We start from the raw sequence: 25,183 nt of genomic DNA on the forward strand, positions 1-25,183 counted from the left end.
AAGACAGATCGCGCAGGTGACACCTCCATGACCGCATCCCGACCCCGCCGCCGTCCCCTGACGCTTCGTGACGTGTCGCTCGCGTCGGGGGTCAGCGAGATGACCGTCAGCCGGGTGCTGCGCAACCGCGGCGACGTGTCGGCGGCGACGCGGGAAAAGGTGCTGAACGCGGCCCGCGCCTTGGGCTATGTGCCCAACAAGATCGCGGGGGGGCTGGCCAGCCAGCGGGTCAACCTGGTCGCGGTGGTGATCCCCTCGCTGTCGAACCTGGTCTTTCCCGACGTGCTGGGGGGGATCTCGGCGGAACTCGACGACACCGGGCTGCAGCCGGTCGTGGGTGTCACCAACTACGGTCCCGCGCGCGAGGAAGCGGTGCTTTACGACATGATAAGCTGGCGGCCGACGGGGATCATCCTCGCCGGGCTGGAACATTCGCGGGCCTCGCGGGCGATGCTGGAAGGCGCGGGCGTCCCGGTGGTCGAGATCATGGACGTGGACGGCACCCCCGTCGACACCGCCGTGGGCATCAGCCACGACCGCGCCGGGACCGAGATGGCGGGCCATATTCTTGCCGCCGGCTATCGCCGCATCGGCTTCATCGGCACCCACATGCCCGAGGATCACCGGGCGCGCAAACGCCTCGCGGGGTTCGAGCGGGCGCTTGAGGCGGCGGGCGTGGCGCTGGTTGCGCGGGAATACTACCAGGGCGGCTCGTCGCTGGCGAAGGGGCGCGAACTGACGGAACGCATCCTCGCGCGCGAGCCGGAGCTGGATTTCCTGTATTACTCCAACGACCTGATCGGCGCGGGCGGGCTGATCTGGGCGCGCGAACGCGGCATCGACATTCCGGGAAAGCTGGGCCTTGCGGGCTTCAACGGCGTCGATCTGCTGGACGGGCTGCCGATGCGGCTGGCGACGACGGACGCGCGGCGGCTGGACATCGGCCGGCGGGCGGCGCGGATCGTCGCGGGCAAGGACCCGCGCCCCGAGGACGGGATCATCGCCCTGTCCCCGACCTTCCTTCCTGGCGACACCATCCGTTCGGTGCGCTGAGACTCAGGCGGCGGCGTAATGCGCGAAGACCTCGGTCCCGCCGTCGCGGCGGATCAGGAGGACGTCGTAAGCCTCGCGTTCCGATTCCGGTCCCATGCCGGGCGAGCCCCAGGGCATCCCGGGCACCGTCAGCCCGATCGCGTCCGGGCGCGCATCCAGCAGCCGCAGGATGTCGCGGGCGGGCACATGGCCCTCGATCAGGTAGCCCTCGACCTCTGCGGTGTGGCAGGAGGACAGCTCCGCCGGGATGCCGCCCTCGCGCTTGACGCGGTGCAGTTGCGCGAGGCTGACCACCTCGACCGTGGCCTCAAGCCCCTCGGCCCGCAATGTATCGACCCAGGCGGTGCAGCAGCCGCAATCGGGGTCCTTGAGGACATGAAGCGCGGGCTTCCCCGCCCGCAGCGGAGCCGCAAAGCCCGCAAGCGCCAGCGCCCCGCCAGCCACCAGCAGCTTCCGGCGCGAGATGATGGATTGCGTCATGCCGACCTCATTCCCCTTGGAACAGGGCCAGCATGGCGCAGGATGGCGGCAGGCACACTGCGGCCAAGCGGCGCAGGTTCAAAGCTCGACCGTCTCCATCACCTCGGGCGTCAGCACATCGACGCCCGGCAGGGCGCGGCGCATCACCTCGGGGTCCTGCTTCAGCAAGGGAAAGGTGTCGTAGTGGCAGGGAATGACCGTCCTGAAGTCAAAATACCGCTTCGCCGCCCAAGCCGCGCGCTCCATGTCCATGGTGTAATGGCCGCCGGCGCAGAGGATGCCGATCTCGGGGCGGTGCAGTTCCGCCATCCACGCCATGTCCGCCATGATGTCGGTGTCGCCCGAGACGTAGATCGTCCGCCCCTCGCCCCGGATCATGTAGCCCGACTCGTGCCCCGCATAGACCGGCTTGCCGTCCACCATCAGCGAGGAGGAATGGCTGGCGTTGACCATCGTCACCTTCGCCCCGTTCAGGTCCACCGTGCCGCCCTTGTTGAAGCCGATGCCCTCCAGCCCCTCGGACTCGCCCCAGTAGCCGATCAGGTCGGCGATGCCCACGACAGGGACGCCGAGTTCCTTCGCCAGCGCCACGGCGTCGCCGGTATGGTCCCCATGGCCGTGGGTCAGCAGGATGTGGGTGGCGCCGCGCACCGCCTCGTCGCGCCGGTCCGCGGGGAACACGGGGTTCCCGGTCAGCCACGGATCGATCAGGATCACGGCACCCTCGATTTCCAGACGGAAGCCCGCGTGGCCCAGCCAAGTCAGTTTCATCCTTGCCCCTCCTGCGTTTCGGGAGGCAGGCTAGCGCGGCTTGCAGGGCCGGTCCACCGGCGGTAAACCCGCGCCCAAGCGAAAGGAACCCGCATGTCCATCACCGAAGCCGAGGCCCGCAAGGTCGCGCATCTGGCGCGGATCGCGGTCGCGGACGAGGCGCTGCCCGCGCTCGCCGCCGAGCTGAACGGCATCCTGCATTTCATGGAGCAGTTGAACGAGGTCGATGTCGAGGGCGTCGAGCCGATGACCGGCGTCGAACGGATGCGGCTAAAGCGGCGCGAGGACGTGGTGACGGACGGCAATATGCAGAAAGCGATCCTGAAGAACGCCCCCGACGCCCGCGAGGGGTTCTTTGCCGTGCCGAAGGTGGTGGAATGAGCCTGAACCAACTGACCATCACGGATGCCCGCGACCGCCTGCGCGCGCGCGAGATTACGGCGGCCGAACTGACCGACGCCTGCCTTTCCGCCGCCGATGGCGCTGGCGCGCTGAACGCCTTTGTCCACCACACGCCCGAGATCGCGCGCCGGCAGGCGGCGGCGGCGGACGAACGGCTCACCTCAGGCGATGCGCCGGCGATGTGCGGGATTCCGGTGGGGATCAAGGATCTGTTCTGCACGAAGGGCGTGCCCTCGCAGGCGGCGTCCCGCATCCTCGAAGGCTTCCGCCCGGAATACGAATCGACCGTCACCCAGAACCTGTTCGATGCGGGCGCGGTGATGCTCGGCAAGCTGAACATGGACGAATTCGCCATGGGCTCGTCGAACGAGACCAGCGTCTATGGCAATGCGGTGAACCCGTGGAAGACGGATGACCGGCAACTGACGCCGGGCGGCTCCTCGGGCGGCTCGGCGGCGGCGGTCGCAGCGGACCTCTGCCTTGCGGCGACGGGCACCGACACCGGCGGCTCGATCCGCCAGCCCGCGGCCTTCACCGGGACGGTGGGGCTGAAGCCGACCTATGGTCGCGTCAGCCGCTGGGGCACAATCGCCTTCGCCTCGTCGCTTGACCAGGCCGGGCCGATGACCAAGACGGTCCGCGACGCCGCGATCATGCTGGGCGCGATGGCCTCGGTCGATCCGAAGGATTCGACCTCGGCCGACCGCCCCGTGCCGGACTACGAAGCTGCCCTGACCGGCGACATCCGCGGGCGTCGCATCGGCATCCCCCGCGAATACCGCATGGACGGGATGCCCGCCGAGATCGAGGCGCTGTGGAAGCAGGGCGCCGAGATGCTGCGCGACGCCGGCGCCGAGATCGTGGACATCAGCCTGCCGCACACGAAATACGCCCTGCCCGCATATTACGTCATCGCCCCCGCCGAGGCATCGTCCAACCTCGCCCGCTATGACGGCGTCCGCTACGGCTGCCGGGCAAAGCTGGGCCAAGGCGACGGCATCACCGAACTGTATGAAAAGACCCGCGCCGAGGGCTTCGGGTATGAGGTCCGGCGCCGCGTCATGATCGGCACCTATGTGCTGTCGGCAGGCTTCTACGACGCCTATTACAACCGCGCCCGCAAGGTCCGCGCCCTGATCCGGCGCGACTTCGACCAAGCCTTCGCAGAGGGCATTGACACAATCCTCACCCCCGCCACCCCATCGGCCGCCTTCGGATTGGGCGAGATGAAGGACGCTGATCCGGTCAGGATGTATCTCAACGACATCTTCACCGTCACGGTGAACCTTGCCGGCCTGCCGGGTCTTGCGGTCCCGGTCGGCCTCGACGCGCAGGGCCTGCCTCTTGGCCTGCAACTGATCGGCCGTCCGTGGGACGAGGGGAACCTGCTCAACCACGGCGCCGTTCTGGAACGCGCGGCCGGATTTGTCGCCAAGCCCCAACGCTGGTGGTAAGCTCGGGCCTGACGCCCCACGAGGAGACCTGAATGCGCGCCCTGATCCTGATCCCTCTCCTCGTCCTTGCCGCCTGTTCGGGCGAGAACCAGGGCTGGAACCCGAACTACAAGGCCTTTGCAACGCCTTACGGCGACTACCTGCGCGCGCGCGAGCTTGCGCTGACCGGCCACCGGGCCGAACCGCCGCGCGTGATCCCCGTCGCGCTGCCCGCCCGCGCCCTGACTGCGGCCGAGATCGCAGGCCCCTCGCCCGTCCAGATCCTTGAACGCGCGGTGACGCCGTCCTCGACCCCGGTGCGTCGCGTGCAGATGCGCGGGGCGCCCGCCATCGATCCGCGCCCGCCCTCGCTGCCCAGCAGCCGCGCGGTGCTGCCCAGCGAGCGGACGGTGCTGCCGCAGCCGGTCGTGACCCCGCCGCCGATGCCGCCTCGTCCGGTGGTCGTCACCACCCCGTCAAGCGCGACCGTGGCGCCGGTGCAGTCGCGCCGACTGTCCACCAATGTCCAGCCGCTTTATCCCCGCACGGCCGACGTGACCGGCGACTGCTCGGCCTATCCGACGCCCGCCGCAGCCCAAAGCGCCTTCCGCAGAGAGGGAGGACCGCAGCGCGATCCCCTTGGCCTCGACCCGGACGGCGACGGCAACGCCTGCAGCTTCCGCCCGGCGACGGTGCCGCTGCCGCGATGATCCATCGCGCTGCGGGCGCGCTGCGCGCATGAGCTTCCCCTCGCCCAACCACGGGGAACGGCGCGGCGCGCAGAGGCCCGACCTGATCGTGATCCACTACACTGGCATGGCCGATTTCGTCTCGGCCCGCGCCCGGCTCTGCGATCCGGCAGCCGAGGTCTCGGCCCACTGGCTGATTGACGCCGACGGCACGACCGAGTCGCTGGTCCCCGAGGACCGCCGGGCTTGGCACGCCGGCGCCGGAAACTGGCAGGACCGCGAGGACGTGAACTCGCACTCCATCGGCATCGAGCTTGCGAACCCCGGCGACCGCCCTTTTCCGCATCCGCAGATGACGGCGCTGGAGGCCCTGCTTGCTGCGATCATGGCCCGCTGGTCCATCCCGCCGCATCGGGTGATCGCCCATTCCGACATGGCGCCGGGCCGCAAGTCCGACCCCGGCCCGCGTTTCGACTGGGGCCGCCTCGGCCGCACCGGCCTTGCCCTTGCACCAGCCGCATCGTCCATGACCGGGCCGCTTTCAGCCATGCTCGACCGCATCGGCTATCCCGCCGTTGACCCGGCGCCCCGCCTGTCCGCCTTCCGCCTGCGCTTCTGCCCGTGGAACGAAGGCCCGGAAAACGACCTTGACCGCCGCATTGCCGCAGGCGTGCTGGCGGCCCTGCCGCTTGAGGAAACATGCTGATCTACAAGGTGTTGCGCGCCGATGAATGGGTCGCTTTGCAGGCCGAAGGCCGCAGCGCGGGCGCGCCGGTGGACGTGGCGGACGGCTACATCCACTTCTCGACGGCCGAGCAGCTTGCCACCACCCTCGCCAAGCATTTCGCGGGCGAGGAAAACCTCGCCCTCCTCGCCTGCAACGCCGAGGCGCTCGCCCCCGACCTGCGGTGGGAACCGTCACGCAGCCGCGCCCTGTTCCCGCATCTTTACCGCGAGTTGCGGCTGTCCGACGTCCGATGGCACCGCCCCGTCCCGCTGGGACCGCAAGGCCACGAGCCGGGGGAACTGGCATGAGGCTGATCGAACGTGCGGGCCTCGCCGCCCTTCACCGTCTGGACCCCGAACGCGCCCATGATCTGTCGCTGAAGGCGCTGGCGACCGGCCTCGTGCCCCTGCCGGGCCAGCCCTTCACCTCGCCGCGCCTTGAGACGCGCGTTGCCGGGCTGAACATGCCCAACCCGGTGGGCCTCGCAGCCGGCTACGACAAGAGCGCCCGCGTCGTCGGCCCCCTGACCCGCGCGGGCTTCGGCTTCGTCGAGGTCGGCGCGGCCACCCCCCGCCCCCAATCAGGCAACCCGAAACCGAGGCTGTTCCGGCTGACCGAGGACCGCGCGATCATCAACCGCTTCGGCTTCAACAACGAGGGCGCGGATGCGATCTGTGCCCGCCTCGCAAACCGTCCCCCTGGTGTCCCCGTCGGCCTCAACATTGGTGCCAACAAGGACAGCGCCGACCGCGCCGCCGACTTCGCCCATGTCGCAAGCCTCGCCGCGCCGGTGGCCGACTTCCTGACAATCAACGTCAGCTCTCCCAACACGGAAAAGCTGCGAGACCTGCAAGGCGCCCGCGCCCTCGCAGCCCTGATTCGGGGCGTCCTCGACGCCCGCGATGCCTCCGGCGCGCAACCGTCCGTCTTCGTCAAGATCGCCCCCGATCTCGATGAACAGGCGCTTGTCGAACTCTCCGCCGTCCTGAAGGGCAGCGGCATCGACGGCGCGATCGCCACCAACACGACGCTGACCCGCGGCGGCCTGACCTCGCGCCACGCAGGCGAAGCCGGAGGCCTCTCGGGCGCCCCCCTGTTCGACCTCTCCACGAAAATGCTCGCCCGCCTCTACCGCCACCTTGGCGGTAGCCTGCCGATCATCGGGGTCGGCGGCATCGGCTCGGTCGAGCAAGCGTGGGCCAAGATTGAGGCCGGCGCCTCAGCCATCCAGCTTTATACCGCCCTGATCTACCAGGGTTTCTCGCTGGCCGATCGCATCGCGCGCGGCCTCGACGCCCGGCTCGCTGCGGAAAACACCACTCTGGCCGACCTCACCGGCAGCGCCGCCCACCGCTGGGCCGCCTAGACAATCCCTTCCAGCCCGAGGATCTGCTCCATCGTGTCCGAGGGCGTGCTGCATCCCGCATCGCCCACGATCCGCGCCGGCACCCCGGCGACGGTCTTGCAGGGCGGCACCTCGGTCAGCACGACCGAGCCCGCGGCAATGCGGCTGTGGTGCCCCACAGAGATATTGCCCAGCACCTTGGCTCCGGCCCCGATCATTACCCCGTCTCCAATCTTGGGGTGGCGGTCGCCGTCCTCTTTCCCGGTCCCCCCCAGCGTCACCGAATGCAGCATGGACACGTCGTTGCCGACCACCGCCGTCTCGCCGATCACGATGGAATGGGCGTGGTCGATCATCACCCCGGTCCCGATCCGGGCAGCCGGGTGGATATCCACGCCGAAGACCTCGGAACAGCGCATCTGCACGAAATAAGCCATGTCGCGGCGACCATGATCCCATAGCCAATGCCCGATCCGGTAAGCCTGCAGCGCCTGGAAGCCCTTGAAGAACAGCATCGGCTGCATCAGCCGGTGGCAGGCAGGGTCGCGTTCGTAAACCGCGCGCAGGTCGGCCTCGGCCGCGACAGCCAGCGCGGGCTCGCGCCGGTGGGCGTCGTCGGCGATCTCGCGCAGGATCTGCTCGCTCATCTCGCCGGACGCGAGCTTCAGCGAGAACCGATAGGCCAGCGCCGCCGGGAAGGTGCGGTGGTGCAGCAGCCCCGCATGAATCAGCGCCCCCAGCAGCGGCTCTGTCGCCGCCGCCTCGGCGGCCTCGCGCTGGATCTGGTGCCAGACCGAGGCGTGTACCACCTCGGGACTGTCGGCATAGGGCTGTCCGTCCATGTCACGGTTCCTTTCGTCGCCCCTATCCATTTAGGGCAGGTTGAGGGCGACGAAAAGCCTCAGACCGGATCGGGCACGCGCAGGGCCAGCCAATGCACCGCCAGCCGGACCCGCCCGCCGGCGAAGTTGCCCCCGGTTGCGGTCAGCCGCAGTTCCTGTGCCGCATAGACGGCGGATGGCGCCGACAGCAGCCCCTGCGACCAGGAATTCAGCGGCAATCCCAACCCCGAGCCATAACGGTTCGTCGCCCCCGCCACCCCGATCATCCAGCTGGTCAACGTGCCCGTAATAGGCTTGATGACCCGCCCAGTGAGGCCCAGAACCAGCACGTTCTCCGGGATGAACAAGCCCGTGCCCAAGCCGGCTCCCGCCGTGATCTCGACCTCGCCCGTGGTGATGCCGGCGTTGAAGCCGCCGCCTGCGGCGCCCAGCGTCAGCGCGCCCGGCAGCCAGGCCGCACCGTCCCACAGCGCGCTCAGCCCCTGGTCCACGACAAAGGCCCGCTGCCCGCGTGAAGGCGGGACAAAGACCCAGCCGCCGTTGGCGCCGATGGCGATGCGCCCCGCCTGCCCCGCCCAGGCGCCCCCAGCGCCAAAGGGCACCGCCCAGCATTGCCCGTCCGTCACCGCGACCGGAGGGCTGGCCACCGAGACGCTCTGCAGCACCAGGTTCACCAACCCGTCCAGCCGCATCAGCCCGTCGTTCACCGTGACATGCTTCTGCGCCTGAGCGGGCTGCAACAGCGGCAGCCCGCAACGCAGCGTTGCCTGTTCAGACATGAATGTTCCTCCTGACAGACGGGCCCGGCCCGTAGATTTCGGAAAGCTGCGCCACCTCGATGGCGAAGCTGCCCCCTTGCGCCGCGTGCGCCCAGACGTTCTCGGGGATCGCCCAGGCAGGCCGCGCGACCTCCTCGCGGTGCAGCAGGGTCGTGCCGCGCACCAGCCGCACGACATAGCGCTCATAGGCCTCGCCCAGCGGCACCTCGGGCGCATCCCAGCCATCGCCCCCGGTCCGGGTGCGCCGGACCCACGTCACTTCGCGGTCCTTCACCGACAGGTGACTGGGCGACAACGGCCGCAAACCAGCGCCCACGACGACAAGCGACCGCTGCCGATAGCTCTCGTCATCCGGCGACTGGCTCGACGGCCCGATCCGCCAGTGGCGCAACTGCCCCCGCGCGTCCGGGTCCAGGTCGACCTGCCTGGGCGAGCCATCCATCAGAACGACCACGCTGCCCGCCGGCCATTCCGCCGGCATCAGCGCATCCGTCCCCGCCTGCCCCCGAAGCCGCCCCGAGATTTCCCACTCGCCCGGCGCCACCAGCTTCGCGTCAGAGAACTGCATCAACTCCCAGTTCCCCGGAGAGCCGTCGCCGATCGCCAGAACGTTGCCCCCTGCCATCAGGGCATTGCGGCCGATGGACCGCAGGTTGCCCCCCTTCACCCGCACCCTCAGCGCAGGCCCTCGGTCCAGAACCCCCGGCCTCGCCGCAGGCAGCGCGCCCAGTGTCACCCCCATGACGGCGCGCGAGGGAAGGATCACGTTCGGCTGCCAGCCGCTGTCCTCCTCGAACGACACCCAGGCCCGCACCGCCCCCGGCCACGGAGTCCCCGTGGCGGCCAACCACGGCGCATGAGGCACCTCGGTCCCCCGCATCATCGGCAGGTCCAAGAAGACCGGCCAGACCGGCCCCGCCGGGACATGCGCCTTCCCGCGCAATCCCTCGCTCACATGGGGCGCAGGCCGATAGACCCCCGGCTCGACCCGCACCGCCTCGACCAGAGTCGCACCGGCACGCTCGACCCGGTCGATGCGCCAGCGGTCTCCGGCCCCCGCGCCATCCGCCAGCCGCACCACATCGCCCGGCCCCAGACCGGCCCGCGACGGAGGCAGCGCGAACCGCGCCGCATCCTGCGCCACTTTCGCCTCGACCAGCCAGCGCGATGCGACCGCGTGCCCCTCAGCCAACGTCAGCACCATCGGCAGGTCATTGTCCGACACCGAGAGGACCTGCCCGTCCGGCAAGGCCGCCTCGGCCGTCCGCGCGCCATAGTCGCCGCCCGTCTCGACATGGCTCAGCCGCACGCGCCCCACCATCTCGGCCAGAGGGGCGCGAGTGATCTCGAACCCGCCCAACTCCTCGGCGACGGCAAGCTCGCCCTCGGCCAGCACCGCATCCACCCGCCCGTCGCGCATGACAAAGCGCAGCACGCCGTCGCGTTCCACCGCGTCGAACCCATGCGCGAGCATCAGCGGCTGCAACGCCGCCCGCCCGCTCTCCGGCCCACTGACAGCATAGCCGCGCACGACCCCATGCAGCCCGCTCACGTCATAGGCCGCGACCCCCGCCCCTTCGCAGATGTCGCGCACCACATCGGCCAGGGGCACCGCGCCCGCGCGGCCGTTCAGCCAATGCCCCCGCTCCCAGGCAAGCCCGTCCGACCACAGGTCGTCCCGCGCCGGAAACGCCGGATAGGGCCGCGCGTCCCAGGCCCAGACATGGGCGCGCGACAACTCGACCATCCGCCCGACCTTCATGGCAGGATTGTTCGCCGGATCGGCCCAGTATGACGTGACCGCCTCGACATAGGCCGCCTGGATCGCATCGTCCCGCCGCCCATCGGAAAACCAAGGCAGCATCGCCTCGCTGCTCATGGCATCAAGGAACTTGTTCGGCTGGTTCGTCCCCTTGTCGAGCGCCGCGCAGCCGTATTCCGTGAACCAGATCGGCTTCGACCCCGGCACCCAGGCCGTCGGCTCGGCCGACCGCGCACCATCCGGCCCACGGTCGTAATGCCAGTTCGACCACCAACCCTTCAGGTCCTTGTAGCGCCAGATCCACGGCTCGCCCTGCCCGTCCGTGATCGGCGTCCGCAGTTGCGTCAGCCGATCCTCGTCGCTGGCGTAATACCAGTCGAACCCCTCGCCTCCGCAGACATTGGTCCGCAGGTAATCGACATTGCGGATATCGACCCAATGCGCGTCGAGGTGCCCCTCGCCCTCGCGCCAGTCCGACAACGGCATGTAGTTGTCGATGCCGACAAAGTCGATGTTCTCGTCGCCCCACAGCGGATCGAGGTGGAACACCGCCTCGCCCCCGCCCGGATGATGGCCGAAATACTCGGACCAGTCCGCCGCATAGCCCAGCTTCACCCCTGGCCCGAGAATCGAACGCACCTCGGCCGCCAGCCGCCGCAAGGCCGCGACCACCGGATAACCGCTCGCCCCCCGGATCTGCGTCAACCCGATCATCTCGGACCCGATCAGGAAGGCGTCGATTCCGCCCGCCATCCGGCACAGATGCGCATAATGCAGGATAAAGCGGCGATAGCCCCACTCCTGCGGCCCCGAATAGACGATCCGCCCGTCCTTCTCGGCAAAATCCGCAACGCAAGCGGTCCCGAAGTACGCCGCCACTTCGGCATCCGCCGCCGCAGTCCCCTGCGGCGAGCCCTTGCGCCCCGCAGCCACCGAACTCGTGATCCGCCCCCGCCAGGGCATGACCGGCTGATCCTTGTTCCCCGTCCAGGGGTCAGGCCGCCCGTTCCCCGCCATCTGCTCCATCAGGATGAACGGATAGAACACCGCCGCCCGCCCCGAGGCGCGGATTGCCCGGATCGCCTCGACCACCGACCCGTCAGCCGGAGTCCCCCCGTAGATCGACCGCCCCTCCTTCCGCGCGATGGTCGCTGCCTCGGCGCGCTTGATTCCACCCGCGCGCCACGGCATCTCCTCGCCGTCGATCTCGGTCTGCTCGACCTTTGGCCGCACGGTGCAGTTACCGGCCCGCAGATCGTCCCCGAACCACGACACAACGACAGAGACCGACCCCACCTTCGGCAACTCGCGCCCCAGCGTCGCCAGCGAGACCTGAAAATCAGTCCCTCCCATCGGCGTGTTGCGGTTGAGAATCCGAGTCTCCCCCAGCCCCAGATCAATCGAAACCTGTCGCGTCGCCAGCGCATACTCCCCGGTTCCCGGGATCAGCGCCACCGCCTGCACGTTCTCGGCCAGCGAAGCCGCGCCCTTCACGCCCCGCGTCACCTCGAAGCTCATCTGCGGCACGCGGTTGCCCCAGCGTTCCAGCGCCAAGTCCTCCAGCACCACATAGGCGATGCCGCGATAGGCAGGCGCGGCCTCGCCCTCATGCGCGGCGATCACCGGGTCGGGCAACTGCGCTTCGTCCCCGCGATAGACGCGCAGGTTCAGGTCCGACGCCGCGACCTCCTCGCCATCCGCCCAGACGCGCCCCACGGACAGGATCGGCCCCTCGCAGAGCGCGATGGCCAGGCTCAGCCGATAGCTGATCTCGGTCACGCGCGGACCTGATCCCTTGCCCCCCGCGTCCTGCGACCGGCTGATCTCGGTCACCGGCGAGGCCCAGATGACATGCCCCGGCACCCGCATCTGCCCCCAGACGTGCGGAATCGCCGTCCCCTCGCCCGCCGTCTGCAGCCGCAGCCGGTCGATGCGCCCCGTTTCCACCAACCGCGCGCCGCCGCCCAGCAACCGCTGGTCGATCACGCGACCGACCGTCGCGCCCACCGCGCGGCCGATGACGGCCCCGGTCAGCCCCAGCATGGTGCCGCCGAAGCCCGCGCCCACGGCAGAGCCGGCCGCCGCCAAAAGGATGGTCGCCATCGCCTTCTCCCATGTCTCTTGAAATGCCGGCCCTCAGGCCCGCCTCACGGCCCGGGCCATCGGAACCGCGCCACGATCCGCGCCCGCCACGGGGCGGAGAGCGGGCTTTCGACCACCCCGTGCCGGTCATAAGCGTGAACGAAGCTCGCCCCCTCGCCCACTCCCGCACGGATACCCAGATGCTTGGCGACCGCTCCGTCCCTCATACGGAACAGCAGTACCTCGCCCACGGCTTCGGGGGCATCCGGCGCCACCGCCACCAGGTTCCGCAGCGCCGCCGCCAGCAAGGGCTCGCCCCTTCCCGTCTCGCCCCAGTCAGCGGTATAGGGCGGCGCGGCTTCCGGCTCGGTCCCGTAGAGCCCGCGCCAGACGCCCCGCACCAGTCCCAGGCAATCCGCCCCCGCCCCCCGGGCCGAGCCCTGATGCACGTAAGGCGTCCCGATCCATCCCCGCGCCAGTTCGACCGCTCGCCGGCTCATCTCCGCCCCCTGTTTGCCTGCGGCGCAATCAGCCAGTCCTCGGGCGGCAGATGCGGAAAGCCCCGGAAGTTGAGGAAGTTTAGGAACTTCCCCCGGCAGGTCTCGGCCCTCTTGTCGCATCCCGCCGTCAGCCGCACCCGGTTCCCCACGGTGGGCGCCGCACCGGGAGCAGCCCAAAGCTCGACTTCCCGCACTCCTTGCGCGGGCATGAGGTCGATCTTGACCGCCCCCGTCAGGCCCCGCACCCTGCCGTCCAGAAACGCAATCCGCCCATGCTCGAACCACCCTGAGGCATGGGCCGGCACCCCGCGCAGCCTCAGCCGAGCACCGCCCTCGTCCAGCGACTCGATGACCCCCTCGGCCCGGAAGCCTTCTCGCCCAAGGTCGAACCGGCATTGGCCGTCCCCCAGAAGCGCCGAGCAGCGCGGATGATAGACCCGCCCCTGCGCCCGGTTCAGCGCCTCGGCCAAGCCCCTCAGCTCGGCCCGGAAAGCGCCCGCCGCAAAGGTGATTTCGCCCAGCGAGCCGCGGAACACCAACCGCCGCGCCGCCACATTGGTCCAGTCCACCTCCCACAGCCGCACCTCGGCGCCGTCCCAGCGGCCTGCCGCCAAGTCCTCTGCGGTGATGGAATCATCCGACAGCACCCCCTGCGCCTCGGTGTTGTCCACCGCCAGCCCAAGCCCCTGCACCAGCGTCTGCGCCGTCAGCCCCGCCTCGGGCCGGAACGCGATCCCCTCGAAGGACAGCACGCCATCATGGTCCGTGAACCCCAGCTGCAGCCCGTCCGAACGGCTCACCGCCCAAGCCCGCGCAATCGTGGTCGCGGTCATATCCGCACCTCGATCACCGGGATTTGCGGCACGTCGCCGGCCTGGAATGTCGCCACCGACACCGCGATCCGGTCGGTGTCGAAGCGCACCGGCACGTCGAACTCGAATCCCGCCGTGACGGGGGCATCCATCATCGGTGCGTCCTTCATCACAATTACGCCCGTCTGATGATCGCAGGTGAAGTCGATCGTCTCGAACTTCTCGACCCCGCCGATGCCCATCCGCACCGTGCCCTCGACCAGCTTGACGATGGGTCGCCGATACGCCGCCGCGCCCGAGCGATAAAGCTTGCTCAACCGGAACTCGACGGTGTTCCCGTCGCCCCGCCCGATCACCTGATCGTCGAACGCGACCGCCCGGCTCGGCAGGCAGGACTTCCAGTCCGTCCAGTCCTTCCACCGGAACCCATGCAACTGCCCGCCCCGTGCCTCGAAGAAGGCGATCAGCGCCGCCATATCGTCGAGGCTGCGCAAGCCCACCCCCGCGTCATACCGCCTGCGCGAATGGGCCCAAGGGCTGTTGCGCTCCTCGAATCCGTTGGTCAGCGTCACGATCTCGGTCCGCCGCTCGGGCCCGCCCATCGAGCCAAAGGACAGATCGGCCGGAAACCGCACCTCATGAAATGCCATCGTCGCCACCACTCCTTACGACCTGTATTTCTTTCTGGCCCAAATACCCCAAGGCTTCCGAGCGCCGGAAAACGGCCCACAAGGCCGTTTCCAGCAAGGCAGGACGAAGGGCAGCAGGGGCGAAGCCCCCGCTCACCCGTTCCGCTCGCCGCGAGAGATCACCCGCCCCAGCCGCGCCGCGATCTGGCTCTGGCTGCGCTGGAACCCGGCCACATCCGGCGTCGTCACGTTGAAGGTGACGTTCACCGCCCGTCCGCCCCCCGCCGCGGCCACGCCCAGCCGCCCGTCGGCGCCGCGCCGCAACGGCATGATTGCCTCGGGGCCCGCCTCGCCCATCAGCCCGGTCGCCCCGCGCAGGGGGAAATGCGTGGGTTGGCTCACGACGCCGCCCTTGGCAAAGGGCATAACCCGTCCCTGCGAAAACGCCCCGCCATCCGCAAAGGGCAGCGCCCCGCCAACGAAACCGCTGACCCCCTGCGCCAGCGCTCCCGCCATCGCCTGCTGCACGGGCCGCATCGCCACGGCAAAGACCGTGTCCGCCATGCTTTGCGCCACGCCCTTCAGCGCGTCCGACAGCTTCACCCCGTCGAACGCCACGCCCTCAAAGGCGCGACGCAAGCCCCCGCCAAAGCCCGAAGTCAGCGAGGACACCTCGCGCCCCGTCTGCCCCATGACCTGTCCCGGCCTCGAAAGCTCCGCCTCGAAGGCCGCCGTCATCCGGCCCGACTGGTCCAGGCGCTCGCCCAGACGATCGAGCCCGTCGCGGCCGAAGCCGTCCCTGTCCGCCATCCGCTTTCTCCATTCCTCAACCGTCGGGAAACTCGGCCATCAGGTCGCCCAGCCGCCCGCGCGTCATCGCGCCCGCGCCGAACTCGATCCCCAGCATCAGCGCCAGTTCCGCCGGCGTCAGATCCCAGAACTCGCGCGGCCTCAGCCCCAGCCCGCGCAGCCCCGCGCGCATCAGCCCCGGCCAGTCGAGTCCCCCCCCAGCGCGGGCAGCCTCCCCGCCGCCCGCGCCGCTCATGCCGCCCCGTGGAAGGCGCGCGCGATCAGCTCGGCCGCGACCCGCGCCGCGCCCACCGGCCCGCCATCCACCTCGACCACCATCAGATCGGGCACCTCGCCCTGCCAGCCGCCGCCTCGCAGCCCCGCGACCAGAACGGCGATCACATCGCGGCTGGAAAACCGCCCGCTCTCGAACCGCTCGATCACGCCCAGCAGGCTGTCGCAGCCCAACTCGCCTTCCAGTGCCGCCAAGGCGCCCAAGGTCAGCCGGGCAACATGGCGCTGGCCGTCCAGCACCACCGCCACCTCGCCCCGATGCGGGTTCACGCTCACGGCTCGACCACTGCCACGGCCAGGAAGCTCAGCGCCCCGGCCGAGGCCAACGACAGCTCATAGGTCGCCTCGCCGTTATAGCTGCCAGCGTATTCCAGCCCGGTGATCTGGAACGGTCCCTCGACCGTGCCGAACCCCGGGATCACCACCTGAAAGCGCGGCACCTCGCCGTCGAAGAAAGCCTGCCGCGCCCGCGCATCCGTCGCCTCGTCGCGGAAGACCCCGGACCCGGAAATCGAGGCCGACCGCACCCCCGCGCCGCCCAGCAACTCGCGCCAGCCGCCCTCGCTGGCGACGGAGGTCACGTCGATCGTTTCCGCGTTGAAGGCCAGCCGCGTCGCCCGCAGCCCGGCCACCGTGGCAAAGCTGCCGTCGCCCGTCATGTCCATCTTGATCAGCAGGTCGCGCCCGTTCTGCACCGCCATCACCCAGTCCTCCTCATGCCACCTTCAGGCCCAGGTCGATCCGCGCGCGGAATGTCATGTCCACGCGGCGGCCCGAGCCGCCATCCGCCCGCCGCGCCCGCGCGCTGACGAACCACAATCCGGCCAGATGGCCGGTCGAAAGCGAAAGCGCGCCGTCCTCCAGCGCCTCGACGACCGCCCCCGCGGCCGCCTTGACCGGGCCGAAGCCGCCGGTGTCCTCAGCCCCCGACAGCACCGACACGATGAAATCGTGCCGCGCCCCGCCCCCTGTCATGTCGCCCGCGTCGGCCACATCCTCGGGCCCCAGCGCCACATGAGTGCCGCTGGGAGGCGCCGCAGGCATCGCGTCGAAGATCGCGTCACCGACCAGTTCGGCCAGCGCCACGTCAGCCCGAAGCGCCTGATAGACCGCAGCCTGCAAGGCCACGGATGCGTGGAAACTCATGTCAGCCCCTCTTCCCTTGCCCGGCAGTCCAGCCACAGCCCGGCGGAACCCGCCTCAGCCACCGCCTCGATGCGGAAGACCCGCCCGCCCATGCGGAACCGCTGCCCCGCAACCGGCCTGCGCGGATCGCCCGCCCGCGCCGCGCGCACCGTGATCCGCCAGGGCACAACGCTTTCCGCCCCGACCTCGCCCTGCCGCTCGGCGCCCGAGCCCGCCCGCATCTGCGCGTAAAGGATGCCCAGCGCCCGCCATTCCATCCGATAGCCGCCCATGCCGTCCGCCACCCGTTCTGGACGTTCCAGCACCAGCGGTATCGTCGCCCGGGGCGCGCTCATGCCCGCCCCCCTCGGCCCGCGAGGGTCCGCACAGCCCGCCACCGCTCGATCAGCGCCCCGACCCCATGCGGCAGCGCCAGTTGCGTGCCGTCGAACCCCCGGTCCTCGTAATATCGCGCTGCCAGCATCATCACCGCCTGCGCCAGATCGCCCGGCACCCGGTCCCAGCTTGTCCCGAAGCCCGCCGCAAAGCGCACCGTGACGAAGCCGCCCATCGGCACCGCCGGCAGGCTGGACCCCGCCGGCGCCAAGATCGGGCGCTGGTTGTCGGGAACCAGCCGCCACAAGCCCGCCGGCACCTCGGTCACGATCCCGGCATGGTCGGTCATCTCTACCGACTCGACCGACAGCGCCGGGGCCAGCGGCAGCGGCTGACCGCAGGGATTGCGCCAGTCCTCCAGCCGCAGACGGAACACCCGCGTCAGCAGCACCTTGCCGGTGCGCGCCTCGACCGTGGCGATGGCGGCGCGCAGGAAGCCCGCCAGCGCCGCATCCTCGGTCGCATCCTCGACCGGCTCGAACCCCGACCCCATCCGCAGGTGGCCCCGCAGCGCGGCGACGGGCAGCGACGCCTGTGCCGGTGCGGTTTCCTCGACGAGCAACATTCCTGAAACCTCCCGTTCCAATAGCAACCGCTGGTGAAAAGGCGGGGCCGCGGCGCGGCCGCAGGCCACAGCGCGCGCGGACAGTGGCTGTGCCGGTCTGGCCGGCAGCCCGCCGCGACCCCGCACCCCGCGTCCTCAGCTACCCATGTGCAGCAGCTTGTAGGCGCGGGGATCGACGACCGCGCCGCCGACGCGCTTGGTCGCGTAGAACAGCACATGCGGCTTGGCCGAGTAGGGGTCGCGCAGGATGCGCAGGTCGGGCCGCTCGGCGATGGTATAAGCCTTGCGGAAATCGCCGAAGGCGACCGACTTGGACCCCGGCGAGGGGTTCGGCATGTCCTCGGAAATCAGCACCGGGTAGCCCAGCAGCCGCGCGGGCTCGCCCGCCGACAGCCCGTCCGACCAGAGGTAGCGCCCGTCGCCGTCGCGCATCCGGCGCACCATGCCGGCCAGGCGGCTGTTCATCAGAAAGGCTGCGTTCGCCCGGTAGCCCGCGCCCAGCGCATAGACCATGTCGATCAGCGCATTGGCCGGGGCCGCTGCGGCGAAATCGCCCGCCGCCCCCGTGGCCACGAAGCCCACCTGCGTCTCGTTCGCCGCCGCGTTGGGGGCAGAGGGCACGCTCAGGATGCCGCGCGGCTTGTCCGCGCCATTGCCGCTGATGAAGGCCGCCGCCTCGGCGCGGGCGAATTTCTCGGCGATGCGCTCGGCCAGCCAGCTTTCCAGGTCGAACGAGGCGTCATCCAGCAGGCGCTGGGTGGCCTTCGGCATCGCAGCCAGCTCATGCAGGCCGATCGAGATCTTCTCGACCTGCGGCGTGTCGGTCTCGACCGTGGCCGGGATCTCGGAGGCCCATCCCGCGCCGATGTCCGTCTTGTCCATCAGCACTTCGTAGGCCGAGGCCTCGACCTGCACGACCGTCGCCAGCGACCGCAGCGAGCCGGTGGTGCGCAGCACCTCCTGCACGGCTTCCGAGATGGTCGGCACGGCCAGGTAGCCCCCGTCCGTGCCCGAGGCCATGGCCTTTTCTTCCAGCGCCAGGCTGCGCAGGCCGGTGTCGTCGCCGCGGCGCAGATAGGCGGCAAAGGCCTTCTGGTGCGGCGCCTCGATCTCGGCGGCCTGCGACAGGGGCGAGCGGCCCCGGAAGGCGGTCTTGCGGTCCAGCATGGTCATGCGTTTGTCCTGTGCTTGCAGCTTTTCATCGACATTTTCGCGGAAGGCCCTGAGTTCATGCACGAACTCGGCCATCGCGCCCTTCAGTCCTGCGGGCATGGCGCTCCCGCCCGCGGCATCCACCTCGGTCATCGCCGTCTCTCCTCGTCAGAAAAAGCGGTCGCAGCGTCCCGACCGCCTGCCGTCGGCACGGGCGCATGGCCCGGCCGGTTCCTTCGCAGCGCAAGGGCGGCGGGTCCGGGACGCCTCACCAGCCCCGCCCTCCCGCCGCCCGGCCGCGATCCCTTGTGTCAGCCCCGCAGCGCGGCCGAGGCCGCCCGCAGCGCCTCGGCCAGCGCGCCGGCCTCGTCACCCTGATCCTCGGACTTCCGCCCGACCTTGGCCTCGCGCAGCATCGGAAAGGTCACGAGCGAGACCTCCCACAGTTCGACCTCGGTCAGCACCCTCCGGCCCTCGCGGTCCCGCTCGGCCCGCACGGTGCGATAGCCGATCGACAGCCCGTCGATGGCCCCCGCCGCGATCAACGCCGCCGCCTCGCGGGCCTGCGCCACCTCGGGCAAAAGCCGCCCCCGGACCCACAGCCCGCGTCCATCCTCATGGATCTCCTCCCAGATGCCGATGGGCTGGCCGGGGTCGTGCTGCCACAGCATCCGCACCTTGTCCCCACGCGCCGCCAGCCGCGCCAGGCTCGCCGCATAGGCACCAGCCGCCACGATGTCGCCGCCTTGGTCGGCCACCCCAAACAGGCTGGCGTAGCCCTCGATCACATGGTCTTCGGTCAGCACGGGCGCGCCGCCCGCGAACTTCAGCTCAAGCCCCAGATCGTCCATCCGCATCCCTCAGACCCCTTTTTCCGCGAATTGCAGGATCGACTGGACCGCCTGCGTCAGGATCACGGCGATGACGCCGTAGACCGTCATCCACAGCCGCCCCTCCAGCCCCTCGATCAGCGCCTCGATCCGTTCGAGCCGCTTGTCCACCTGCCCGAACTGCAGCGCCATGATCCGCTCCTGCGCCTCCAGCTTCTGCTCGTGCCAGACCGAGCGGCGGTCGATGAACTTCGACCCCTCCATCTCAGCCCCCCGCGACCGGAGGCAGCCCCAGCGCCGCCCGTTTCTCGGCATCCGTCAGGAAGCCCGCCGCCCCGACCCTGGCCCAATGCTGGTCCCGCTCCTCGGCCAGCGCCGGAACCTGGTCCAGATCGGGCTTGAGGTCGATCTCGACCCCCAGATGCTCGGACAGCCACCAGGCGACTCCCGCCGCGACCCGAGTCGCCAGCGGCAGCACCGTCAGCCGGTAAAAGGCCCGGTGCGCCTCGGCGTAATTGGCATAGGTCGCATCCCCCGGTATCCCGATCAGCATCGGCGGCACCCCGAAGGCCATCGCGATCTCCCGCGCCGCAGCCAGCTTGGTCTCGTGGAACTCCATGTCCGAGGGCGAGAACCCCATCGGCTTCCAGTCCAGTCCGCCTTCCAGCAGCATCGGCCGCCCGGCATTGCGCGCACCCTGATGATGCTGCTCCATCTCGCTGACCAGCCGATCATACTGGTCGGGGCTCAGCACCCCCTGCCCGTCCGCGCCCTTGTAGATGATCGCCCCACTCGGCCGCGCCGCGTTGTCCAGCAGCGCCCGCGACCAGGCGCTGGCCGAATTGTGGACATCCACCGCCACCGCCGCCGCCTGCATCGGCGACAGCCCGTAATGGTCATCCGTCGGATGAAAGCTGCGGATGTGGCAGATCGGATCGGGCGAGCCGGTCATGTCGAAGCGATGCTTCCGCCCGCCGACCGCGTATTCATAGGCCACCGGCCAGCCATCCGCCCCCGGCACTACGCTCATCCGGTCCGACCGCAGCACGTGCAGCTCTCCCGGCAGACCCGAGGCGCCCACATCCACCGCCTCCAGAAACCCGTTCCCCGACAGCAGGATCTGCCCGAACAGCGCCTCGAACAGCTCGGCCCGGCCCTGCCCCGGATTGGGCCGCCGCATCAGGTCCAGCACCGGATGCACCTCATAGCGCCGCTCCGCGTCTTGGCAGACCAGAGGCACCGCCGCCGCCGCCTCGGCCACCAGCTTCACCGCCCGGAACCCCACCGGGTTGCCGACAAAGCCGCCCCGCGTCAGCGCCCCCATGTCCCGCGCGCCCCACAGCGCCCGCCCAGCCCCCTGCGCCGCCATCACCTTCCCGGCCGCGCTCGCCTTGGCCTCGACCACCGCCGCGACCGGCGCCACCCTTTCTTCGGCGGCCCCTTCAGGGGCGCCCATGTCTTCCCGCGGCCCGCGCCGCCCGAACCACCGCATCGCCATGCGTGCCTCCTGATCCAATGAAAAAGGGCCGCCCCCACGGACGACCCCTTCGATCCTGCCGAAACCCAGAAGGCTTCTTTCTGGCCTCGTTACACATTCAGCCGCGCAGCAAGGTGCGCTACAGCCCCCGAACCTGAGGCCGCCGATAGCTCGCCGCCGGCTCGATCATCAACTCGTGGACCGCCCAGACCAGCGCATCCAGCCGGTCAGGCGAGCCGCGCCCCTCATAACCGCGCACCGTCATCCGGCACATCTGGTCCTCCAGCGCCCCCAAGGCCCCGGATCGCAGATGCTTCACCCGCCCCTGCTCATACAGCGCCGCCACCGGCTCGGCCCTCAGCCCCTTGCCCCGGCCCGCGCGCAACGCCCGGAACGGCACCAGAGGGTCCACCTGCCGGATCACGCTTTCCACCAGATCGCCGCCCTGGTTGACCTCGGCCACCAGCCGCTCGGCCCCGTGCCGCTCAACCGCCGCGATCGCCGCTCGCGCCCAATCCAAAGGCCCGCCCCGCACCGAGGCATCCTCTAGCACAAACGCCCGCCACTCCTGCGGCGGCCCTTCGCAGACGACCCCCGCGACCACGATCCCGCATTCGTCGCTGGACTTCCCCGCCGTCACCGACGGGTCCACTGCCACCACCACCCGGTCCATGGCAGGCGCCGCATCCACCCGGCACCCTTCCAGCATGGAGGTCGTCCACAGCGCACCTTCCACGTCGTCCAGCAGCACGCCCTCAAGCTCCTGCCGCCCCAGCCGGGTCCCGGCATAGCGCGCCTGAACCTCGGAAAGAAAACTCTCCGCCAGATAGGCCCGGTTCGCATCCGTCGGCGCGTGCGTCACCACCGTGGACGGGTTCCGCAGGATCGCCTTCAGCACCCCCACGTTGCGCGGAGTCGTCGTGACCACCTGCTGCGGGTTCTCCCCCAGCCGCAGCGCGAACTGCAGCATGTCCCAGGTTTCCTCGGCCTTCTTCCACTTGGCCAGTTCATCCACCCAGGCCGCGTCGAACTGAGGACCGCGCAAAGCCTCCGGCTCATGCGCCGAATAAACCGTCGCCGTGGCCCCGTTCGGCCAGACAAGCCGCCGCCGCCCCGCCTCCCACACGGGCCGCCGGTCCGGCGGACAGCAGGCCAGAATCCCCGAGTCCCCCATCACCATCACGTCCCGCCCCTGATCGAAGGTCTCGGCCACCAGCGCCACGCGCCGCGCCCGCCCCAAAGCCTCGGGAGTCGCCCCTTCGACCTGAGCGCGCACCCATTCGGACCCGGCGCGGGTTTTCCCCGCCCCGCGTCCGCCCATGATCACCCAGGACTTCCAGTCGCCCGCGGGGGGCAACTGGTGCGGCAAGGCCCAGAACTCGAACAGCCACGGCAGGCTGGCCAAGGCGTTGTCCGACAGCCCGGAAATAAAGGCGTCAACCTCCTCCGGCCCGGCGGAGGCAAGCCAGGCGGCGCCCGATCTCGTCTCGTGCGGCGGCAAGGTCGAGGCGGCCGGCCCCGACATCTCCGGCGACTTCCTTGCGAAGCTTGTCAACTCGGTTCCTTTCCTCCAGCACCAGCTGGGTCGCGGCCCGCAGGTCGCGCACCAGCCTCGCGGTGTCCTTGACGTCATCGGTGCTGCCGCCCCGCAGCCCGATCCTCAGCCTGTGCAGCTCCTCGGCCACTTCGCGAAACATCTCGCCCGCGACGTCGATCGCCTCGCCCGCGCCAAGCGCCCCGTCGTCCCCCCCGGCAACGAACGGTCCCGCCAAGGGTCCGTCCCCCGGCTCGAAACTCATGTCCATGTTATGTGATGCCCTGCCCCCGGTGCCTGTCCGCACGAGCAAGAAACGAAAAAGCGGCCCGAGGTCTCACCGACCCGGCCGCTTGCCCACCTCTTCCAGCATGTCGAATGTGTACCCGAGACCGTTCGCAAAGTCAATCCGCAACACGGCCCCGGCACCCGCCATTCGGTTCTTTCCAAATCTTTTACAACAACTTACCCGGCGCAACACCCCACCGTTCAGCACGCAACACCGCTGCCGCGAGGCAGGAAATACCTCCCGAATCCATCCCCGATGCAGCGTGACAGCGATTTCTGCAGCAGAGCGTTTCTCGATGTCGTTTCCTGAATTTCGAGGTCAAGGCCGGCTGAAGAATCCTGCCTTCGTCGTGGCTCTGCCGCGATGCCTGCCATGAGCACGCACCCCGTTCAATCGGCTCTTCTGACTGCCAGTTCTGGCCACCGTTGAAGGGATGCTGAAGGCATCCAGAACATATCTGCCCTGCCACCGAGCTTCTTCGGCAGGTCCGACAAAGGACCGCCTTGCCGCCCGTCATCCGCGTTGTCGTTCCTCGATCCGTGCCGCCAGCGCAGCGAGTTGCTCGCGGATGCCGGGGATCTCCCAGAAGCCCGCGGGTCAGGTCGGACCGATGGCAAACAGGCCCTCGATACATTGTTCCTCGTGGTCATGGATGGTGCAGTCCATTGCGACGTCAAACCGATCCGCAACGGGTCGAGCCGGACCCGCCCCCCCGTTCGACCATCGCCCGCATCAGCGGCCAGCCGTTGCGCACCGCATCCCGGCAGATGCCGCGGCAGTCGATGATACGCGGGGCGGGAACCCTCGATGCACCCGGCGTGACCGGGCAGCCGCGCCCGGGCGGTCACCCCACCCCGCCCGCATGGACCGACAGGAAGCCGCCCCCCATCACCCGAAGCCACCCAGCGGAACAGGGCGCTGACCGGGGCGCTTGGCGGAACATCACCCGGTCACAGGATCGGGGCACGGCCAAGCCATGCTGGCCCGGCTGCAGGCCGCGCCGCAACAGGCCCAAGCCCCCTCGGTGGCCGTGCGCCGACAGCGACAGCGCCCGATCGATCATCGGAAGCCCCGTGCAAATGATCAGCACACGCCCGTCCGGGTCCGTCCGGGGATCGGGTCCCATCCCCCCGTCAGCAACCCCAAGAGGCGGGAACCTTGCGTCAGGGCGCTGAAGGACAACGACGTATCCCTGCCGGACCCTGCGAACCGCCGGGTGGCGATGGCGATCGTCTCCAGTTGCGACAGATCACACCAGGCCAGCAGAAGAATCTCGCTTCACGCCCGAGCCTGCGGCAGGACCGGGTCCGCCCGGCGTGCAGTTTCTTCGGCCTGAGGTCGTGCAGGAAAGGCCGCCACCAGCTTTCCATCATTCCGCCTTGCCCGCCATTTCGTTCAGGCCCGAGTCGGCCTGCAGTTCCGTCGCCTCATGCCCGGCGACTGGCTTCTTTCTGCCCTCCGCCCGACCTTCGCCCCGCCAGGTGGCGCCGGTTCATGAGCCTCGAAGATTGCGCGTCTCGAAATAGGCAACGGCGTGGTCGGCGAAGCGCTGGGCGATCTTTCCAGCATGGGCCACCGCGCGAAAGGCGAGGACGACCCGCAGCGGCCGCAGGTCGTCGCGGATCTGCAGCGTCCTGACCTCGCCGCCGTCATAAGTCAGGGGCGATGGCGGGCGCATCACCAGCAGGGTAAAGCCGAAGCCTGCCGCAACCGCAGAGCGCACCGCCTCCATCGAGGTCGAGGCATAGGCGATGGGCGGAGAGATGCCGCCCGCGGCAAGCAGGTCCTCGAAATAGCTGCGGCTGCCGGGTGCGTCGAACATCACGTAGGGCGCGTCGGCCAGTTCCGACAGATCGACCGCATCGCGTCCGGCCAGCGGGTGATCCTTGCCGACGACGGCCATCGGCCGCAATTCGGCCAGGGGCCTGAACGCCAGTCCCCCGGCAGGCGCCCCCTGGTCATAGGTCAGGGCGAAATCCAGCGAACCCTCGCGCAGCCCATCCGCAAGCTGCACCAGCGACAGTTCCTGCTGCCGGATCGCGATGCCCGGCGCAGCCTCGGCAAAGCTGCGGATCAGGCCGGCGGCATAGAAGGGCGCGAGCGTCCAGAAGACGCCCAGCCGGATCTCGCCCGAGGTTCCGGCAGCAAGCGCCAGCGCCTCGCGTTCCATCTGCCGGGCGTCGTCGTCAAGGCGCCTGACATGGTCAAGGAACAGCCGCCCCTGCAGCGTCAGGGTCAGCCCGCGCGCATGATGCCGCTCGAACAGGACAAGGCCGGTCACGTCCTCGAGCTTGTCGATCGCCTGCGCCACCGAGGGCTGCGAGATGTTCAGCACCCGCGCCGCCTGCGCGATGCCCCCCTGCTCGGCCACCGCGCGGAAATAGGCGCATTGGCGAAGCGTGAAACGGACCATATCCTGCCTTCCT

Annotated in this window: 29 protein-coding genes; 7 read left to right on the plus strand and 22 right to left on the minus strand. The window is 69.7% G+C overall.

All coding sequences use genetic code 11. The annotated features are described in order from the left end of the window. Window positions 1-27: 27 nt before the first annotated feature. Window positions 28-1,053 carry a LacI family DNA-binding transcriptional regulator gene (locus JGR78_RS06640; RefSeq protein WP_182803645.1) on the plus strand — a complete coding sequence of 342 codons (1,026 nt, stop codon included), beginning with the start codon at window positions 28-30 and terminating at the stop codon, window positions 1,051-1,053. A 3-nt stretch (window positions 1,054-1,056) separates the two neighbouring features. On the opposite strand, the gene JGR78_RS06645 is transcribed toward JGR78_RS06640, so the two are convergent. Next, window positions 1,057-1,533 carry a DUF411 domain-containing protein gene (locus tag JGR78_RS06645; protein ID WP_182803647.1) on the minus strand — a complete coding sequence of 159 codons (477 nt, stop codon included), beginning with the start codon at window positions 1,531-1,533 and terminating at the stop codon, window positions 1,057-1,059. 78 nt (window positions 1,534-1,611) lie between these two features. Beyond that, a complete protein-coding gene (locus tag JGR78_RS06650; protein WP_182803649.1) occupies window positions 1,612-2,304 on the minus strand; it encodes a metal-dependent hydrolase in 693 nt (230 codons plus the stop codon). A gap of 93 nt (window positions 2,305-2,397) precedes the next feature. Between JGR78_RS06650 and gatC the strand changes: the two genes are divergently transcribed. Genes gatC through JGR78_RS06680 form a run of 6 tightly spaced genes read left to right on the plus strand, consistent with a single transcriptional unit; the run spans window position 2,398 to window position 6,921 of the window. After that, window positions 2,398-2,685 carry an Asp-tRNA(Asn)/Glu-tRNA(Gln) amidotransferase subunit GatC gene (gene gatC / locus JGR78_RS06655; protein ID WP_182791209.1) on the plus strand — a complete coding sequence of 96 codons (288 nt, stop codon included), beginning with the start codon at window positions 2,398-2,400 and terminating at the stop codon, window positions 2,683-2,685. After that, window positions 2,682-4,160 carry an Asp-tRNA(Asn)/Glu-tRNA(Gln) amidotransferase subunit GatA gene (gene gatA / locus JGR78_RS06660; RefSeq protein WP_182803651.1) on the plus strand — a complete coding sequence of 493 codons (1,479 nt, stop codon included), beginning with the start codon at window positions 2,682-2,684 and terminating at the stop codon, window positions 4,158-4,160. Before gatC ends, gatA begins: the two co-directional genes overlap by 4 nt. 32 nt (window positions 4,161-4,192) lie before the next feature. Next, the gene (locus tag JGR78_RS06665) at window positions 4,193-4,849 is read left to right on the plus strand and encodes a hypothetical protein (protein ID WP_182791207.1); all 657 of its coding nucleotides are present in this window, start codon (window positions 4,193-4,195) and stop codon (window positions 4,847-4,849) included. Window positions 4,850-4,877: 28 nt separating this feature from the next. Next, window positions 4,878-5,534, plus strand: a complete 657-nt coding sequence (locus tag JGR78_RS06670) for an N-acetylmuramoyl-L-alanine amidase (protein WP_182791206.1) — start codon at window positions 4,878-4,880, stop codon at window positions 5,532-5,534. Beyond that, window positions 5,528-5,863, plus strand: coding sequence for a DUF952 domain-containing protein (locus tag JGR78_RS06675; protein WP_182791205.1), 336 nt, complete (start codon window positions 5,528-5,530; stop codon window positions 5,861-5,863). The genes JGR78_RS06670 and JGR78_RS06675 overlap by 7 nt, the downstream gene beginning before the upstream one ends. Next, window positions 5,860-6,921, plus strand: a complete 1,062-nt coding sequence (locus JGR78_RS06680) for a quinone-dependent dihydroorotate dehydrogenase (protein WP_182791204.1) — start codon at window positions 5,860-5,862, stop codon at window positions 6,919-6,921. Before JGR78_RS06675 ends, JGR78_RS06680 begins: the two co-directional genes overlap by 4 nt. Here the strand turns inward: JGR78_RS06680 and cysE are convergent. The 20 genes from cysE to JGR78_RS06780 all read right to left on the minus strand — a co-directional run bounded on the left by cysE (window position 6,918) and on the right by JGR78_RS06780 (window position 25,170). Beyond that, a complete protein-coding gene (cysE, locus tag JGR78_RS06685) occupies window positions 6,918-7,742 on the minus strand; it encodes a serine O-acetyltransferase (RefSeq protein ID WP_182791203.1) in 825 nt (274 codons plus the stop codon). The genes JGR78_RS06680 and cysE overlap by 4 nt on opposite strands. Before the next feature lie 59 nt (window positions 7,743-7,801). Next, the gene (locus JGR78_RS06690) at window positions 7,802-8,521 is read right to left on the minus strand and encodes a DUF2793 domain-containing protein (RefSeq protein ID WP_182803653.1); all 720 of its coding nucleotides are present in this window, start codon (window positions 8,519-8,521) and stop codon (window positions 7,802-7,804) included. Then, window positions 8,514-12,386: a glycoside hydrolase/phage tail family protein gene (locus JGR78_RS06695; protein WP_182791201.1), complete on the minus strand. Its 3,873-nt coding sequence runs from the start codon at window positions 12,384-12,386 to the stop codon at window positions 8,514-8,516. The genes JGR78_RS06690 and JGR78_RS06695 overlap by 8 nt, the downstream gene beginning before the upstream one ends. 44 nt (window positions 12,387-12,430) lie before the next feature. Further along, a complete protein-coding gene (locus JGR78_RS06700) occupies window positions 12,431-12,865 on the minus strand; it encodes a peptidase (protein WP_182803655.1) in 435 nt (144 codons plus the stop codon). After that, window positions 12,862-13,698, minus strand: a complete 837-nt coding sequence (locus tag JGR78_RS06705; protein WP_182803657.1) for a DUF2163 domain-containing protein — start codon at window positions 13,696-13,698, stop codon at window positions 12,862-12,864. Before JGR78_RS06705 ends, JGR78_RS06700 begins: the two co-directional genes overlap by 4 nt. Next, on the minus strand, window positions 13,695-14,327 hold the full coding sequence (locus JGR78_RS06710) for a DUF2460 domain-containing protein (protein ID WP_182803659.1): 633 nt from the start codon (window positions 14,325-14,327) through the stop codon (window positions 13,695-13,697). Before JGR78_RS06710 ends, JGR78_RS06705 begins: the two co-directional genes overlap by 4 nt. A gap of 132 nt (window positions 14,328-14,459) precedes the next feature. Next, window positions 14,460-15,116, minus strand: coding sequence for a phage tail tape measure protein (locus JGR78_RS06715; protein ID WP_182803661.1), 657 nt, complete (start codon window positions 15,114-15,116; stop codon window positions 14,460-14,462). Window positions 15,117-15,132: 16 nt separating this feature from the next. Further along, entirely contained in the window at window positions 15,133-15,351 is a 219-nt protein-coding gene (locus JGR78_RS06720) for a phage tail assembly chaperone (RefSeq protein WP_182791196.1), read from the minus strand. Continuing rightward, complete coding sequence (locus tag JGR78_RS06725; RefSeq protein WP_234450897.1) at window positions 15,348-15,665, minus strand: gene transfer agent family protein; 318 nt, start codon at window positions 15,663-15,665, stop codon at window positions 15,348-15,350. Before JGR78_RS06725 ends, JGR78_RS06720 begins: the two co-directional genes overlap by 4 nt. Continuing rightward, window positions 15,662-16,090 carry a phage major tail protein, TP901-1 family gene (locus tag JGR78_RS06730; RefSeq protein WP_182791195.1) on the minus strand — a complete coding sequence of 143 codons (429 nt, stop codon included), beginning with the start codon at window positions 16,088-16,090 and terminating at the stop codon, window positions 15,662-15,664. The genes JGR78_RS06725 and JGR78_RS06730 overlap by 4 nt, the downstream gene beginning before the upstream one ends. A 13-nt stretch (window positions 16,091-16,103) precedes the next feature. Beyond that, the gene (locus JGR78_RS06735; RefSeq protein ID WP_182803663.1) at window positions 16,104-16,535 is read right to left on the minus strand and encodes a DUF3168 domain-containing protein; all 432 of its coding nucleotides are present in this window, start codon (window positions 16,533-16,535) and stop codon (window positions 16,104-16,106) included. Continuing rightward, window positions 16,532-16,870, minus strand: a complete 339-nt coding sequence (locus JGR78_RS06740) for a head-tail adaptor protein (protein ID WP_182791193.1) — start codon at window positions 16,868-16,870, stop codon at window positions 16,532-16,534. The genes JGR78_RS06735 and JGR78_RS06740 overlap by 4 nt, the downstream gene beginning before the upstream one ends. Continuing rightward, window positions 16,867-17,475 (minus strand): hypothetical protein, encoded by a 609-nt coding sequence (locus tag JGR78_RS06745; RefSeq protein ID WP_182803665.1) that lies wholly within the window; start codon window positions 17,473-17,475, stop codon window positions 16,867-16,869. The genes JGR78_RS06740 and JGR78_RS06745 overlap by 4 nt, the downstream gene beginning before the upstream one ends. 135 nt (window positions 17,476-17,610) lie before the next feature. After that, window positions 17,611-18,780, minus strand: a complete 1,170-nt coding sequence (locus JGR78_RS06750; RefSeq protein ID WP_182803667.1) for a phage major capsid protein — start codon at window positions 18,778-18,780, stop codon at window positions 17,611-17,613. Window positions 18,781-18,938: 158 nt separating this feature from the next. Further along, window positions 18,939-19,484, minus strand: a complete 546-nt coding sequence (locus JGR78_RS06755; protein ID WP_182803669.1) for an HK97 family phage prohead protease — start codon at window positions 19,482-19,484, stop codon at window positions 18,939-18,941. Between the two features lie 3 nt (window positions 19,485-19,487). Then, the gene (locus tag JGR78_RS06760) at window positions 19,488-19,721 is read right to left on the minus strand and encodes a hypothetical protein (RefSeq protein WP_182791189.1); all 234 of its coding nucleotides are present in this window, start codon (window positions 19,719-19,721) and stop codon (window positions 19,488-19,490) included. Between the two features lies 1 nt (window position 19,722). Then, window positions 19,723-20,913, minus strand: a complete 1,191-nt coding sequence (locus JGR78_RS06765; protein ID WP_234450938.1) for a phage portal protein — start codon at window positions 20,911-20,913, stop codon at window positions 19,723-19,725. Window positions 20,914-21,073: 160 nt separating this feature from the next. Then, on the minus strand, window positions 21,074-22,459 hold the full coding sequence (locus JGR78_RS06770; RefSeq protein ID WP_182803671.1) for a DNA-packaging protein: 1,386 nt from the start codon (window positions 22,457-22,459) through the stop codon (window positions 21,074-21,076). Next, on the minus strand, window positions 22,371-22,733 hold the full coding sequence (locus JGR78_RS06775; RefSeq protein WP_234450898.1) for a permease: 363 nt from the start codon (window positions 22,731-22,733) through the stop codon (window positions 22,371-22,373). The genes JGR78_RS06770 and JGR78_RS06775 overlap by 89 nt, the downstream gene beginning before the upstream one ends. A gap of 1,516 nt (window positions 22,734-24,249) precedes the next feature. After that, entirely contained in the window at window positions 24,250-25,170 is a 921-nt protein-coding gene (locus JGR78_RS06780; protein WP_182791185.1) for a LysR family transcriptional regulator, read from the minus strand. Window positions 25,171-25,183: the final 13 nt, after the last annotated feature.

The organism is Paracoccus sp. MC1862, assembly GCF_016617715.1.
Lineage (GTDB): Bacteria > Pseudomonadota > Alphaproteobacteria > Rhodobacterales > Rhodobacteraceae > Paracoccus.

Excerpts from the sequence above, each read along its gene's own strand:
- JGR78_RS06735 (WP_182803663.1), bottom strand. The coding sequence starts at position 16,535 with ATGAGTTTCCACGCATCCGTGGCCTTGCAGGCTGCGGTCTATCAGGCG.
- JGR78_RS06640 (WP_182803645.1), top strand. The coding sequence starts at position 28 with ATGACCGCATCCCGACCCCGCCGCCGTCCCCTGACGCTTCGTGACGTG.
- cysE (WP_182791203.1), bottom strand. The coding sequence starts at position 7,742 with ATGGACGGACAGCCCTATGCCGACAGTCCCGAGGTGGTACACGCCTCG.
- JGR78_RS06760 (WP_182791189.1), bottom strand. The coding sequence starts at position 19,721 with ATGGAGGGGTCGAAGTTCATCGACCGCCGCTCGGTCTGGCACGAGCAG.
- JGR78_RS06665 (WP_182791207.1), top strand. The coding sequence starts at position 4,193 with ATGCGCGCCCTGATCCTGATCCCTCTCCTCGTCCTTGCCGCCTGTTCG.
- JGR78_RS06765 (WP_234450938.1), bottom strand. The coding sequence starts at position 20,913 with ATGGGCGCCCCTGAAGGGGCCGCCGAAGAAAGGGTGGCGCCGGTCGCG.
- JGR78_RS06755 (WP_182803669.1), bottom strand. The coding sequence starts at position 19,484 with ATGCGGATGGACGATCTGGGGCTTGAGCTGAAGTTCGCGGGCGGCGCG.
- JGR78_RS06740 (WP_182791193.1), bottom strand. The coding sequence starts at position 16,870 with ATGAGCGCGCCCCGGGCGACGATACCGCTGGTGCTGGAACGTCCAGAA.
- JGR78_RS06650 (WP_182803649.1), bottom strand. The coding sequence starts at position 2,304 with ATGAAACTGACTTGGCTGGGCCACGCGGGCTTCCGTCTGGAAATCGAG.
- gatC (WP_182791209.1), top strand. The coding sequence starts at position 2,398 with ATGTCCATCACCGAAGCCGAGGCCCGCAAGGTCGCGCATCTGGCGCGG.
- JGR78_RS06780 (WP_182791185.1), bottom strand. The coding sequence starts at position 25,170 with ATGGTCCGTTTCACGCTTCGCCAATGCGCCTATTTCCGCGCGGTGGCC.
- gatA (WP_182803651.1), top strand. The coding sequence starts at position 2,682 with ATGAGCCTGAACCAACTGACCATCACGGATGCCCGCGACCGCCTGCGC.
- JGR78_RS06690 (WP_182803653.1), bottom strand. The coding sequence starts at position 8,521 with ATGTCTGAACAGGCAACGCTGCGTTGCGGGCTGCCGCTGTTGCAGCCC.
- JGR78_RS06705 (WP_182803657.1), bottom strand. The coding sequence starts at position 13,698 with ATGACCGCGACCACGATTGCGCGGGCTTGGGCGGTGAGCCGTTCGGAC.
- JGR78_RS06715 (WP_182803661.1), bottom strand. The coding sequence starts at position 15,116 with ATGGCGGACAGGGACGGCTTCGGCCGCGACGGGCTCGATCGTCTGGGC.
- JGR78_RS06720 (WP_182791196.1), bottom strand. The coding sequence starts at position 15,351 with ATGAGCGGCGCGGGCGGCGGGGAGGCTGCCCGCGCTGGGGGGGGACTC.
- JGR78_RS06670 (WP_182791206.1), top strand. The coding sequence starts at position 4,878 with ATGAGCTTCCCCTCGCCCAACCACGGGGAACGGCGCGGCGCGCAGAGG.
- JGR78_RS06750 (WP_182803667.1), bottom strand. The coding sequence starts at position 18,780 with ATGACCGAGGTGGATGCCGCGGGCGGGAGCGCCATGCCCGCAGGACTG.
- JGR78_RS06770 (WP_182803671.1), bottom strand. The coding sequence starts at position 22,459 with ATGTCGGGGCCGGCCGCCTCGACCTTGCCGCCGCACGAGACGAGATCG.
- JGR78_RS06645 (WP_182803647.1), bottom strand. The coding sequence starts at position 1,533 with ATGACGCAATCCATCATCTCGCGCCGGAAGCTGCTGGTGGCTGGCGGG.
- JGR78_RS06730 (WP_182791195.1), bottom strand. The coding sequence starts at position 16,090 with ATGGCGGTGCAGAACGGGCGCGACCTGCTGATCAAGATGGACATGACG.
- JGR78_RS06695 (WP_182791201.1), bottom strand. The coding sequence starts at position 12,386 with ATGGCGACCATCCTTTTGGCGGCGGCCGGCTCTGCCGTGGGCGCGGGC.
- JGR78_RS06775 (WP_234450898.1), bottom strand. The coding sequence starts at position 22,733 with ATGAGTTTCGAGCCGGGGGACGGACCCTTGGCGGGACCGTTCGTTGCC.
- JGR78_RS06675 (WP_182791205.1), top strand. The coding sequence starts at position 5,528 with ATGCTGATCTACAAGGTGTTGCGCGCCGATGAATGGGTCGCTTTGCAG.
- JGR78_RS06680 (WP_182791204.1), top strand. The coding sequence starts at position 5,860 with ATGAGGCTGATCGAACGTGCGGGCCTCGCCGCCCTTCACCGTCTGGAC.
- JGR78_RS06700 (WP_182803655.1), bottom strand. The coding sequence starts at position 12,865 with ATGAGCCGGCGAGCGGTCGAACTGGCGCGGGGATGGATCGGGACGCCT.
- JGR78_RS06710 (WP_182803659.1), bottom strand. The coding sequence starts at position 14,327 with ATGGCATTTCATGAGGTGCGGTTTCCGGCCGATCTGTCCTTTGGCTCG.
- JGR78_RS06745 (WP_182803665.1), bottom strand. The coding sequence starts at position 17,475 with ATGTTGCTCGTCGAGGAAACCGCACCGGCACAGGCGTCGCTGCCCGTC.